The organism is Amphibacillus xylanus NBRC 15112 (assembly GCF_000307165.1).
Lineage (GTDB): Bacteria > Bacillota > Bacilli > Bacillales > Amphibacillaceae > Amphibacillus > Amphibacillus xylanus.
In genome coordinates this window covers 1,928,937-1,941,855 of sequence record NC_018704.1, presented here as the reverse complement: position 1 = coordinate 1,941,855, position 12,919 = coordinate 1,928,937, and the positions used below count along the sequence as shown (strand labels likewise).

Here is a 12,919-nt window from a genome sequence, read left to right as displayed (position 1 = left end):
GGTGACAATCGGTGAGTATTCATATTGTATTATATCAACCAGAAATTCCAGCTAATACAGGTAATATTGCAAGAACGTGTTTAGCAACAAATGCAACATTACATTTGATTCATCCACTCGGATTTTCAACAGATGATAAAATGTTAAAACGTGCGGGACTGGACTATTGGTATCATGTTGATGTCCAGCATCATGATTCGATTGAAGAACTTTATCAAAAGTATGACGAGAAGCATTTTTATTACATTGAAAATTTCGGGACAACAAACTATAACGAAGTCGATTTTAGCGATACGAGCCATGATTGGTTTTTTGTTTTTGGTCGGGAGACATCAGGAATTCCTAAAGATCTACTCGTTGGTAAAGAAGAACGATGTCTACGTATACCAATGGCTCAAAGTGATCAAGTTCGCTCATTAAATCTATCAAACACAGTTGCAATTATTGCTTATGATGTATTAAAACAACAAAATTTTCCTAATATGCACTAAGATAACAAAGATGCTTCGATAAAAAGAGGTATCTTTGTTTTTTTCGACAAAATTCAGCGATTAATTGCAAAATGGCATGAGCTATCGTAAAATAATAAAAAGGAATAGCGCCCATTTATTGCATGAAAAGTTATTGGACTCCCAACTTGCTAATCGGCAACCCCTTTTGGGCTACACTCCATATCAAACATTGAATAACCCTTCAATTAACTGTTCTCTTGTGAAAAATTGATACAAAATCATTCAAGATGTAACAAAATTTAATCTTATTCGTCTGTAATTGTAATATAAGAATTTATAAACTATATAACGAGGAGGGATGCTATGAAAAAACAGCACTGGCTCGTACTTTTATTTTTCAGCTTTTTATGTCTAAGTGGCTGTAAAGAAGAAGTTATCGTGCCAGAAGGTTATTATCAATATGAAAAAACAAAAGTAGAAGAAGCAATTGAGCACGTATCCTTCACGCCAGATGTCCCTCAATATGTACCAATCCCAGTTGAATTTATTATTTCTGATCCCTTTACAATCGCTGGAACAGATTACGAAGCGCTAGATATTAGCTTTTATTCAAGAGGAAATGACTTACTCACCTTTCAAGTAACTGAAGGCCAATTTGATATTAGTGATGATGCAGAGGACGTTGAAATAGATGCATCAATCAAGGCTTATTATATTGATAATGGCTTTGCTAAAATATTAACGTGGACGAAAAATGGTTTGAGCTATAAATTGGAGTTTCGTTCAAGTGTGATTGGCGATGATCAATCATCACGTCAGGTGTCTAAGGAAGAACTAATTAAAGTTGTTGAGTCGACACATTCATGAATCTCTACTGGATCGTTAATGTTTGTGCTAAAATATGAATAGAATATAGTATGATTTAACGAAAGAGGTCCATTTGTATGAAGAATAAGCAAATAGTTTTAACCGGCGGAGGTACTGCTGGTCACGTTATGGTTAATTTAGCAATTATTCCGATTTTGCAGGAACAGGGCTGGAAAATTGATTACATTGGTTCAGAAAACGGCATTGAACGTGATTTGATTGAGCCATTGAAAGGTGTTACTTATCATGCGATTTCCACTGGAAAGCTGCGCCGATACTTTTCTATTGAAAACTTCAAAGACCCATTTAAAGTGTTAAAAGGTGTTGGGCAGACAGTACGAATTCTAAGTAAAGTTAAACCACAAGTCATTTTTTCTAAAGGTGGCTTTGTCTCTGTACCTGTCTTAATCGGTGCTAGGTTAAAGCGAATCCCTGCAGTGATTCATGAATCAGATTTAACGCCTGGTTTAGCTAATAAAATAGCTGTTCCATTTGCGAAAAAAGTTCTGACAACATTTCCTGAAACTGTTGAGCACTTGCCAAAAGAGAAAACAAGTTGGATTGGCGCGGTTATCCGTCCTGAATTGTTTGATGGAGATAAGAAAAGAGGGCTTAGATTTGCCGGTTTAACTGATTCGAAGCCAGTGATTATGGTCATGGGGGGAAGTGCAGGGGCGCAAAAAATAAATGAAATGGTGCGTCTTCATCTTGATCAATTGCTATCAACTCATCATGTCATCCATATTTGCGGGAAAGGTAACGTCGATTCAACAATTAACAAGTTTGGTTACCAGCAATTTGAATATGTGAATGAAGAGCTACCTGATTTATTAGCAGCGACAGATTTGGTGATTTCCCGTGCTGGTGCTAATGCGATTTTTGAATTTCTAGCATTGCAAAAGCCGATGCTACTTATTCCTTTATCACGACAAGCGAGTCGTGGAGATCAAATATTAAATGCTAAGGTATTTGAAAAGCAAGGCTATGCACATGTATTATTTGAAGAAGATTTAACAAAAGAGAGCTTTGCAGAAAAAGTATCTGAATTGATTAACTCAGCGACTAAGATTAAAAAGAACATGCAAGATTATCAGCGCCAAGACGCGACGAAACGTGTGATTGAAGAAATTTATCAATTGGCAAAATAAATCTAATGATTTAGCGTAGAGAAAAATACACCCGAATTGATCGAATAAGAGGTTCAATGTCAAATAGTGTTGGTAGGTTTTATAATTAGTCGAGAATATATATATTAGCTTTAATAAAGATACAACTTGTTTACCGCAGGTGAAATACACTAGCTTTCCGCGGGCACGGCTTTTAGCTAACTAAGGCAAGCAAAGAGCGCTTGCCTTAGTTGATCTTCAGCTCGTGCTTTTCCCGCAGGAGTCTCGTGTATTTCACCTGCTGTTTTTCACTTCTAAATTAAATGGCTGCTTCATATCGTGTTTCTTTTTGCATTTTTTTCCTCGAATTTGTTTCTAATGCTTTAAACTTGGAGTGAATCATAATTCGTTTCTTAAAATAAAAAAATAACGTTAGTAAGTTTTCAAACTCACCAACGTTATATATTGTACAACCGAATAAGATTGATTCGGGTGTAATTATTATGAACTGTAGCCATTAATAACGATGTCTAGTTTTCCTGTAACAGGGTCAATAATTAAACCGTGAACAGGTAAATCACTTGGAATTAATGGATGGCTTTTAATTAAATTTACAGAGCTAGTGACAGAATCCTCAACTCGATCAAATCCTTGAAACCATTCGTAAGGATCTATCTCAATTCGATCAAAGTCTGCTTGCTTAATCCCGTTAGCCTCCATTTGTTTCATTAATTGTGCTGCATCAAGATTACTCATGCCACAGTGATGATGGCCAACGACGTATACCTCATCTGCTTGTAAAGCATGAATGGCAACTAAAATACTCCTCATCATACTTCCATAAGGGTGATTAATAATTGCCCCGGCAGTTTTAAGGATTTTCACATCACCATTTTTAAAATTCATTGCTTTAGGTAATAATTCAGTTAATCGTGTATCCATACATGTTAATATGACAGCACGTTTATTCGGTAAATTGTTGGTTGTGTATAATTGATAGCTTTTGTTCTCAACAAAGTCTTGGTTATGCTTAATAATCTCGTCTAATAGCATACGGATTTCCCCTTGGTATTGTTTTTATAAATCATATAGAAAAAAGATTGAAAAATCAAACAATTTATCAGAAGGTGAAATATTTCCCGGGAAATGTCGAAGATTGTTTTGTTCTTGAGTTACGATTCTTTAACATATAAAAACCCCCAGTAATCACAAAATAAAAAAGGTTCTATCGATGAATGCGTATCATCAATAGAACCGCTATCAATATATATAACCAAGTTAGGTCAAAATAATGTTATATCGCCATTGCATGGTCTAAATAGTGGAGTAAGCGCTCGTGCTGTTCAATAATTTTTTGGGTGCTTTTCTCTGTTTGGAAAGCGCTCAGGAAGTCTTTGATTTTTTTGGCTAATAAATCGTCTGAAGTTCGAACCATCACGACAATGAGGTCATCCCACTGCTGCCATATTGTATAATATAGCGCCTTATCATAGTCAATTTTTGTCACTTGATTCGCTCCTTTATCAAACCTAACTTGGAACACGTTTAGTTTTACCGATAAAAATAAATTAAAACTGGTGATGTTTGAGCGAGTTACCTTAGTTTTCAATGTATGAAACCTTCCATAAATGCCATATTAAAACCGATTAATTATAAAAGGAGGGTCACCATGCGATTCAAGCACATCATCATCACTGGGATGGCACTGACAGCATTATTCGGTTGTGGCACGAACACATCTGATTCGGTTGATAACAGACAATTAGACAATATAGAAAATGTTAGAAATAATCCAGCCCAAACTGAAGATAACTTTGACCGATTAAATCAAGTTCGTGGCGGGCCACGCGCGCCAATCGAAAATAATCAAAATCGTACGCGACAAAATAATATTGATTCCCCAGGCCGAAAGTTCAATGAAGATGGACTTATCGATCGAGATCAGAGCAATAACTTAACCGGCGACAGAAAAAATCATGACCAGAAACGGAATAATCAAGACAATGAGTATCGTGTCTCAGAAAAAATTGCCGATCGCATCACATCTGAAGTCAAAGAGATCGATCGTGCATACGTCTTAACATTAGGTAATAGCGCATATGTTGCCTGTCAGATTGATCGTGATCAAAGTGGGAAACAAAATAATGACTTATCAGATCAATTGGAGAAAAAAGTTACCGAAGCAGTTAAGGATGTTGACAACGATATAGAAAATGTTTATGTCTCATCTAACCCGGATTTTATTGATTTAACGTCAAATTATATCCGTGATGTCGATCGTGGTGAACCGATCGAAGGCTTTTTTGATCAATTTACCGAAATGATTGACCGTGTATTCCCATCCCGTAATCGATAAAGAAAAACGCAGTTCTATTTACGGATTCAACTGTCCATAAATAGAGCTGTTTTTTTGTCTTGCTTAAAATAAGTATTTTCGACAAAAATGAAATTATTTGTATAAAATATATCGATTGATCAAAATCAAGCTAAAAATTCGATAATTTTGAGTAAAACAAAATTGGCTTCAATACATTGATATGATATCGTATATAGAGAGAAACATTAATGAGGAGAAGGTCATATGAAGAAAATGAATGTAGAAAGCTTTAATTTAGATCATACTAAGGTCGTTGCGCCTTATGTTCGATTAGTAGGTGTTACAACTGGAAAACATGGTGATCAAGTATATAAATATGATATCCGTTTTTGCCAACCAAATAAAGAACATATGGAAATGCCAGCATTGCATTCACTAGAGCATTTAATGGCAGAAAAAATTCGCAATCATTTAAGTAATGTGCTTGATATTGGTCCAATGGGTTGTCAAACTGGGTTTTATTTAACTGTACTTAACAATGAGTCATTTGACGATATTATTGATGCACTTGATAAAACTTTAAATGATGTGATTGATGCTAGAGAAGTTCCTGCATGTAATGAAATTCAATGTGGATGGGCAGCTAGCCACAGTCTTGAAGGTGCACAAGAAATTGCCCGAAATATGCTTGCTAAAAAAGATAGCTGGCCAAACGTATTTTCTGAATAAAAAATGAGTGAATTTTTACCGAAAGAAGTGATAATGTGACTGAAGCAGTATTAAACTATTTAACTGAACATCGTGAAGAACAGCTAGAAGCATTAAAAGAATTCTTAAGAATTCCGAGTGTCAGTACAGATTCAAAATTCAAACCCGATGTTCGCAAAGCCGCTCAATTTGTCCACGATTACTTATCGAAAATTGGCTTTGAGCATGTTGAAATTCAAGAGACGAAAGGTCATCCACTTGTTTATGCAGAGTGGTTGAATGCAGGTGAAGATGCACCGACTGTACTCGTTTACGGTCATTATGATGTCCAGCCGGCAGATCCAATTGAATTGTGGGAAACAGATCCGTTTGAGCCGACGATTCGTAATGGACGTCTTTATGCGCGTGGTGCGAGTGATGATAAAGGTCAAGTCTTTATGTACTTGGCGGTATTTGAAGCATTTTTAAAAACGACTGGCAAGCTCCCAATCAATGTTAAGGTTTGCATTGAGGGTGAAGAAGAGATCGGTAGTGAAAACCTGTATGAACTTTTACAGTCTAAGAAGGAAAAGTTTAATGCAGACTTTGCGATGATTTCAGATTCAGGTATGGTGACAGAAGGACAGCCGACGATCCTTTATGGCTTAAAAGGCTTTACTGGATTAGAATTTACGATTCATGGTCCTGAAAATGATCTTCATTCAGGAATTTATGGTGGTGCTGTGCGAAACCCATTGATGGCGATGGCACATGTCCTTGCTTCGATGAAGGATCAAAATGAAGTCGTACTTGTTGAGAATTTCTACGATGATGTTGAACCACTAACAGATGATGAGCGTAAGTTAATGGCAGACGCACCAAGTGAAGATTTTGTCAAAACGACAGGCATTCCTGAGACTGTATCAGAAAGTGGTTATACAGCTGTTGAGCACACGATGGCTCGCCCGACACTTGAGATTAATGGGATGTTTGGTGGTTACCAGGGTGAAGGAACGAAAACGATTATTCCTAGCTCAGCGACTGCAAAATTAACGTGCCGACTTGTTCCTGGACAAGATCCTGAGAAAATTCAAGATGCGTTAGTTAAGCATATTGAAAAACATCTACCAAAAGGTGTAACAGTTTCAATTGAACGAGAGCCACTTTCGGCAAAAGCGTATAAAGTTGATCCAAATCATCCGTTAATTCAAAAAGCAGCTAAGAGCTATGGCGATGCCTTTAATCAAGAGGCTGTCTTTGTTCGAATGGGTGGTTCAATCCCGGTTGTGGAATGGATTGATGATATCTTTAAGATGCCGATCGTGTTATTAGGCTTTGGTACGCCAGATGATCGACTTCACTCACCAAATGAGAGCTTTTTATTAGAGAATTACGATCTAGGCCTTGTAACGATCGTCAATTACCTCACATCATTATAAGCGTATATTCAAATAAATAGCATCGGCTCCTAGCTAGCTGATGCTATTTTTTTTTGCCAGAGACATTACGCTGATTATTTATACAATCGTAAGCAATGTGATTGACCGGATACGTATTAGGGTATAAAATAATGGTATTAGTTTTTGTTGGGAGGTTGATAAAATGTGGGTTGTCTACCTCATTTTATTAATACCGATTATATATACATGTTATTATCGTTATGTTCCTGTGAGAGGCGTTAAATGTATTCAATATCACCAACTGGATTGTGTTAAAGTAAAGGTCGACCTTCGTGACTACAATGATTCTGCAAAAGAGACGATCGATCAAGCGATTGCTTTACCAGTTGCTTATATAAAGAGGTTTCATCATGAATTACCGAAAGAGCCACTTTATGTAATTGCCAGTAATGTAGTAGAAAGAAATATAGGTATTCGATTATTAAAACGATATGGATATGAAGTTGCGGGCTATCTATTAATTGATAAGCGATGCTGTTGTAAAAATCAATTAACAAATTTCGCATAATTTTTATCTAATAATAAAGGAGAATGAATATGGATTACAGTCCTCAAATGAAAAACCGAATTAAGCGGATCGAAGGACAGCTAAGAGGTATTCTTCGAATGATGGAAGAGGGTAAAGATTGTAAATCTGTTGTCACACAAATGTCGGCAGCTAGAACAGCGATTGACCGAACAATGGGGCTAGTCGTGAGTGCAAATTTAGTTAATTGTGTGTTAGAGTCAGAAAAATGTGACCAAGATCAACAAAAAGAGTTAATTGAATCCGCTGTTGAATTATTAATGAAAAGTCGCTAATTGATATGTAGCGAGAAGCAATTGATACTAACCTCCAGATTTGTTTACGATGGGGGTTAGTTTTTTTGGTTCAATGTCAAATAGTGTTGGTAGGTTTAATAATTAGTCGAGAATAAATTTATATTAGTTTTAATAAAGATACAACTTGTTCATCGCAGGTGAAATACACTCGCTTTCTTACGTTTAGTCAAGTGTTTAAATTCCTTTTTTTAATTAATTCCCGGAGGGGTACCCCTCCGGGAATTAATTAAAATTTTGCACTTCGAATAGACCTTGTGTTTTTTGTCTTTTTTTCAAGGTCTATTGTGTTATAATTAAATCATAGTATGATTATTGTTGGCTTGAAGCTTTCTCATAATCATACAATAGGTCGTTTTGAATAAGATGAAATGCGACTTTCAAGAATTTATTCATACAAGCGACTACTGCAACCTTATGATGCTTATTATAGGGTTGTTTTTTTAATTTATAATAATAATCAACTAAATGATTTATTTGTTTTCCTTTAGCAGAAAGCATTGAGACAATCATAAAATACAAAATACCACGCAGTCTACTATTACCTCGTTTATTTATACGATCTTTATACTCCATATTTCCAGACTGATATCTTACGATATCTATACCGGCGTATGCATTTAGTTGTTTATTATTTTTAAAACGTGTTAAATCCCCTAGTTCAGCTATGATTCTACAGGCTAATTTATCTTTTATTCCGGGAAATGACCGAAGGATCCTGTATTCTTTACGGTCTTTTGACATTTCTGTCATTCTTTGAATGATTTCATCTTGCTCTTCCTCCATCTCTAATATTTTCTTGGCATAATCCCTTACTAACTCACAAGAATAGTCTGTTTCATCAACTGCTGGAAATGAATCCTTTGCGATTTCAATCAATAAAATTGCTCTTTCCTCTAACTTTTTTAATGAATAGTTTTTCTTAGTGCATTTTTTAATACGATTTTTAATAACTGTTTTAGATCGTTTTAATATCAAGTTTGGGTGAGGGAATACTTGTACAAGATTATAATAAAGTTTTGATTTGTTAATAAAAGCCGTATCAAAGTCTGGGAAAGATAATTGTAATGATGCATGTAGTCGATTTTTGTACTGAATCTTCTCTTTCATAATCTCATCATAGCGACGTGACATTGTACGCATCTGTTCGTAATAAGAATCTTCGCGATAAGTTTGGAAATAATCGTTTTTAAAATGATTCTTAGCCAGTTGATGCGCATCACTTATATCTGTTTTGTTTCTTCTTAGAGATTGGGTGTTAAGGTGTGCTAATAAAGGATTTAAAGAATAATAAACGAGATTATTCTCTCGTAAGAATCGTTCTAAAGCAGCCGAATATACTCCAGTCGCTTCAAAAACAAATTCTAAGGTATAATTATTCTTTTCACTTAGATCTTTAATGATTTTACTTAAATTAGAGAATCCCGTTTTTGAATGAATTAACCTCCCTTCAAATTCACAGTTACCTTGCTCGTTGTAAGCGGCCATGGTACTACTCTTTCGACTAACGTCGAAAGCAATAACGCATCTCATTTTCTTCTCCTCCTTAATATTTTTGTAGAAGTCTCCACTTTACCTTATCGATTCCACTTTCTTATACACGGTCTCTGGGGACCCAACATACTAAGTTGATTCAAATAAGGGAGTGAAGTTAGCCAGTTTCCGATCGTCGAACTCAAGGTCCTTAGCGTGATTCGGCTTTACTTCACTTCTACTATAAAAAAATAGTAGCACAAAACCTGGCCTAGGTCTTGTACTACTAATCTTAGTATGTTTCCGCGGGCACGGCTTTTAGCTAACTAAGGCAAGAAAAGAGCGCTTGCCTTAGTGGATCTTCAGCTCGTGCTGAGACTGCGATTACTCGTCCCACCGAAAAGATTTATTCCCGCAGGAGTCTCGTGTATTTCACCTGCTGTTTTTCATTTCTAAATTAAATGGCTGCTTCATATCGTGTTTCTATTTGCATTTTTTTACTTGGATTTGTTTCTATTGCTTTAAACTTGAAGTGAAACATAATTCGTTTTTTTAAAAAAAAATAACGTTAGTAAGTTTTTAAACTCACCAACGTTAAATATTGTACAACCATTTTTTTTTCATGTTTGTCATTAAAACGACATAAACTAAAGTAAGCTATACCTTTAAAACGGAACCATTACTATTTACAAATCGTAATGATTACGATATAATTCAAAAAGATAATTAGGGAAAGAGGTTCCAACTATGAAAAAAGCACTAATCATGTTTGTCCTAATATTTTTTATATTTTTCCTTGGTGGTTGTCAATCGACTCAAGAAGAACAAGATAATGAGATCGATGTTCTTCCAGATACAGGTCAAGTAGCAGATGTTGAGCAAGTAAGTGTGTATACAACGATTTACCCATTAGCCTTTATTGCTGAATCAATCGGCGGTGAATATGTTGAAGTCGAATCAATTCTACCTGCAGGCTCTGATGCACATTCATTTGAACCAACGTCAAAAATGATGGTCAACATCGCTGAGGCAGATTTGTTTATTTATAATGATGAGATTTCAGAAAGTTACGCACATACAATTAAAGAAGCCTTATTAGATGAAGGGGTAAGATTTTTAGAAGCGTCAAAAGGTTTAGACAAAATTCATTATCACCATAGTCATGAACACGAAGAAGATGATGATCATCACGATCACGGTGATCTCGATCCACATGTTTGGATTAGTCCAAATTTGATGCATGGCCTTGCGCAAAATATTTTGATTGAGCTCATTGAACTGATGCCAGAAAAACAGGATGATCTTAATCGGCAATATGATGATTTAGTTAATCGACTCATTGAACTAGATCAAAAATTTACTCATATGGTTGAGCAAGCAAACGACAATAAAATCTTAGTTACGCATGCTGCTTATGGTTACTGGGAACGTGATTATAGCTTAGAACAAATTGCGATTACTGGCGTTTCTGCAACGGAAGAACCATCGCAACGTCAATTAGTTAACCTGTTAGATACAATTGAAGATCTTGAGCTAAAGTATATTTTATTTGAACAAAATATTGAACCTAAAGTTGCGCAAGTGATTCAGAAAGAGGCTAATCTAGAAGTCTTAACATTGCATAATTTAGAAGTTCTGACGACAGAGGATATTGAGAATGGTGAAGATTATTTCTCATTAATGGAAAGCAATATTGCTGTGCTAAAGCAAGCACTAAATTAATCTTTAAGCCTAAAAATGAAGTGGTAATTGGCACTTCGCTTCATAATCCATTATAATTAAACGTGTAGATGATTATAAATTGGAGGTTTGGATCAGATGAAATTTGCGATTATCACTGGAACTTCTAAAGGGCTAGGTGCGTCGATTGCTGAGCTATTAATGAAAGCAGGCGTACATGTTGTTGGGATTGCTAGAACAAGAAATCGAGACTTGCTTCAAATAGCAAGAGATGCAGGCGTTACTTATCAGCACTTTACCTGTAATTTATCAGATGTTGATCAATTGGACCGGACGATTGAAAAAATTAACGATCAAGTGTTTAAAAAAGAAACAGACCTTGTTTACTTAATTAATAATGCAGCTACTGTTAATCCAATTGATATCGCAACTAAGCATACAAGTGAAGCGGTTCAAGCACATATGCAGCTTAATTTGATTGCACCGATTTTAACTACTGCGCTTGTGTTAAAAAGAGCAAAGCACTGTGGCATTAAAACGGTAGTTACAAATGTGACTTCAGGAGCAGCCGATCGTTCAACGTATGGTTGGAGCTTGTATGGTTCATCAAAAGCCGGACTCAATCGTTATACAGAATCTGTTGCACTAGAGCAAAAAGAGCTTAAAACAGAACATAAAGTGATCTTATTTGATCCAAGCATTATGGATACAGGCATGCAAGGGGAAATTCGCTCAGCGAGTCCAGATGCTTTTAAGGATGTAGAGCAATTTATTGATTATAAAGTTGAGAATAAATTAAGTGATACAGCAGATGTTGCTAGTGTTCTCGTTAAGATTTTACTTGATGAAGCGGCCATTATAAACGGGAAATATTATAGCATTAAAGATTATCGTTAGGTGACAATGACCCATTTTTACATAAAGCTTTCCCACTTTTACTAAAAGAACATATTCTATATTGAATTGATAGTAAAAGGAGGGTTCAGGATGGGTGCAAGTTACGGCTACGGTTCTGGTTTTGCGTTAATTGTTGTTTTATTCATCTTATTAATCATTATCGGAGCATCATGGGGCTACGGTGCTTATTAATTTCCAAAGAGGATTTCAGCTATAGGCTGAGATCCTCTTTAATTTTATGATTGACGGTACCTTTGCTTTAAATATAGTGATGGACTGATGCCTGTAACTTGTTTAAAGACACGACTAAAATAAAATGGATTAGGAAAATCGAGCTGTTCACTAACCTCAGTAATATTTAGATCTGTCTGATTAAATAATCTTATCGCACGCTCTATCATGAGTTGATTTTGATAATGACTGATTGTGATCCCTGTTTCCTTTTTGAAAACATTTGAAATATAGGCATAATTCAAATGCAAAAACTCCGCGATCTCATCACTCGTTAATTTATGTTGACTAGCTTGGCAAAGTTGCTGAACCTTACTAACGATTTTATCAACTTGAGGCTTTCGGTTGGTTTTTTTATTTTGTTGATATAGTTCTAGGAATAACTGATAACAATCTAGTGATTGGATCAATGGTCCATTGCGCCGATTATCAACGATTTGTTGTAGACGTGTACTGAAATATTCAGGCTGAGCGACACGTCCGGTTTTAGGTAATGTTAAGCTTTTATGATAGGTGTCCTCTGGAATAATTGATGGAGACTCAGTCCAATAATACTCTTCTTTTAAAGTATTTTTGTTAGCAAAAAAGTGAATGTAATACCAGCTTGTGTTCGGTTGATATTCGGTCGTGCCCCAATGGTTTAAGCCACTATGTAAAAATAAGTAGCTACCTGATGTAAGTGTGTAATGTGTGTTTTCTTCAATGACATCAATTTGACCTGATTGAACAAAGATAAAGACATGTAAGTCAGGTAATAATCGATTAGGGTGGGTAAGTTCACCTTTTAGATCTTCAAGGTAATTGACTTCATTGACTAATGGTAACTGATAGCTAGGTAGTTTGACTTGATTCACCGTGATCACCTTTTTTACAAACAGTATATCACAAAAAAAGATATGTTTATTAAAAATGGCGGTATTCTTTAACCGA

At 35.6% G+C, this 12,919-nt stretch carries 15 protein-coding genes; 11 read left to right on the top strand and 4 right to left on the bottom strand.

All coding sequences use genetic code 11. The annotated features are described in order from the left end of the window. The first annotated feature begins 11 nt into the window (after nucleotides 1-11). The 3 genes from trmL (at nucleotide 12) to AXY_RS09480 (ending at nucleotide 2,467) form a co-directional block, all read left to right on the top strand. Nucleotides 12-491 carry a tRNA (uridine(34)/cytosine(34)/5-carboxymethylaminomethyluridine(34)-2'-O)-methyltransferase TrmL gene (gene trmL, locus AXY_RS09490; protein ID WP_015010587.1) on the top strand — a complete coding sequence of 160 codons (480 nt, stop codon included), beginning with the start codon at nucleotides 12-14 and terminating at the stop codon, nucleotides 489-491. Nucleotides 492-815: 324 nt separating this feature from the next. Next, the gene (locus AXY_RS09485; RefSeq protein WP_015010586.1) at nucleotides 816-1,319 is read left to right on the top strand and encodes a DUF4367 domain-containing protein; all 504 of its coding nucleotides are present in this window, start codon (nucleotides 816-818) and stop codon (nucleotides 1,317-1,319) included. Nucleotides 1,320-1,396: 77 nt separating this feature from the next. Continuing rightward, on the top strand, nucleotides 1,397-2,467 hold the full coding sequence (locus tag AXY_RS09480; RefSeq protein WP_015010585.1) for an undecaprenyldiphospho-muramoylpentapeptide beta-N-acetylglucosaminyltransferase: 1,071 nt from the start codon (nucleotides 1,397-1,399) through the stop codon (nucleotides 2,465-2,467). A 459-nt stretch (nucleotides 2,468-2,926) separates the two neighbouring features. On the opposite strand, the gene AXY_RS09475 is transcribed toward AXY_RS09480, so the two are convergent. Next, nucleotides 2,927-3,478: a beta-class carbonic anhydrase gene (locus AXY_RS09475; RefSeq protein ID WP_015010584.1), complete on the bottom strand. Its 552-nt coding sequence runs from the start codon at nucleotides 3,476-3,478 to the stop codon at nucleotides 2,927-2,929. Nucleotides 3,479-3,719: 241 nt separating this feature from the next. After that, nucleotides 3,720-3,932: a YhdB family protein gene (locus AXY_RS09470; RefSeq protein ID WP_015010583.1), complete on the bottom strand. Its 213-nt coding sequence runs from the start codon at nucleotides 3,930-3,932 to the stop codon at nucleotides 3,720-3,722. 162 nt (nucleotides 3,933-4,094) lie between these two features. Here AXY_RS09470 and AXY_RS09465 point away from each other — a divergent pair, with 162 nt between their 5' ends. The 5 genes from AXY_RS09465 (at nucleotide 4,095) to AXY_RS09445 (ending at nucleotide 7,690) form a co-directional block, all read left to right on the top strand. Continuing rightward, entirely contained in the window at nucleotides 4,095-4,781 is a 687-nt protein-coding gene (locus tag AXY_RS09465) for a YhcN/YlaJ family sporulation lipoprotein (RefSeq protein ID WP_015010582.1), read from the top strand. A 225-nt stretch (nucleotides 4,782-5,006) separates the two neighbouring features. Further along, the gene (locus tag AXY_RS09460; RefSeq protein ID WP_015010581.1) at nucleotides 5,007-5,471 is read left to right on the top strand and encodes an S-ribosylhomocysteine lyase; all 465 of its coding nucleotides are present in this window, start codon (nucleotides 5,007-5,009) and stop codon (nucleotides 5,469-5,471) included. 35 nt (nucleotides 5,472-5,506) lie between these two features. Then, nucleotides 5,507-6,868, top strand: coding sequence for a dipeptidase (locus tag AXY_RS09455; protein WP_015010580.1), 1,362 nt, complete (start codon nucleotides 5,507-5,509; stop codon nucleotides 6,866-6,868). Between the two features lie 163 nt (nucleotides 6,869-7,031). Beyond that, nucleotides 7,032-7,397, top strand: coding sequence for a rhodanese-like domain-containing protein (locus AXY_RS09450; protein WP_015010579.1), 366 nt, complete (start codon nucleotides 7,032-7,034; stop codon nucleotides 7,395-7,397). A gap of 29 nt (nucleotides 7,398-7,426) precedes the next feature. Next, entirely contained in the window at nucleotides 7,427-7,690 is a 264-nt protein-coding gene (locus tag AXY_RS09445) for a metal-sensitive transcriptional regulator (RefSeq protein ID WP_015010578.1), read from the top strand. 330 nt (nucleotides 7,691-8,020) lie between these two features. On the opposite strand, the gene AXY_RS09440 is transcribed toward AXY_RS09445, so the two are convergent. Next, nucleotides 8,021-9,241, bottom strand: coding sequence for an IS110 family RNA-guided transposase (locus AXY_RS09440; protein WP_015009316.1), 1,221 nt, complete (start codon nucleotides 9,239-9,241; stop codon nucleotides 8,021-8,023). 687 nt (nucleotides 9,242-9,928) lie between these two features. Between AXY_RS09440 and AXY_RS09435 the strand changes: the two genes are divergently transcribed. The 3 genes from AXY_RS09435 (at nucleotide 9,929) to AXY_RS12630 (ending at nucleotide 11,950) form a co-directional block, all read left to right on the top strand. Continuing rightward, nucleotides 9,929-10,903, top strand: a complete 975-nt coding sequence (locus tag AXY_RS09435) for a metal ABC transporter solute-binding protein, Zn/Mn family (RefSeq protein ID WP_015010577.1) — start codon at nucleotides 9,929-9,931, stop codon at nucleotides 10,901-10,903. A gap of 96 nt (nucleotides 10,904-10,999) precedes the next feature. Further along, on the top strand, nucleotides 11,000-11,758 hold the full coding sequence (locus AXY_RS09430; RefSeq protein ID WP_015010576.1) for an SDR family NAD(P)-dependent oxidoreductase: 759 nt from the start codon (nucleotides 11,000-11,002) through the stop codon (nucleotides 11,756-11,758). 90 nt (nucleotides 11,759-11,848) lie between these two features. Beyond that, complete coding sequence (locus AXY_RS12630) at nucleotides 11,849-11,950, top strand: YjcZ family sporulation protein (RefSeq protein ID WP_015010575.1); 102 nt, start codon at nucleotides 11,849-11,851, stop codon at nucleotides 11,948-11,950. A 44-nt stretch (nucleotides 11,951-11,994) separates the two neighbouring features. On the opposite strand, the gene AXY_RS09425 is transcribed toward AXY_RS12630, so the two are convergent. Continuing rightward, entirely contained in the window at nucleotides 11,995-12,843 is an 849-nt protein-coding gene (locus AXY_RS09425; RefSeq protein ID WP_015010574.1) for an AraC family transcriptional regulator, read from the bottom strand. Nucleotides 12,844-12,919: the final 76 nt, after the last annotated feature.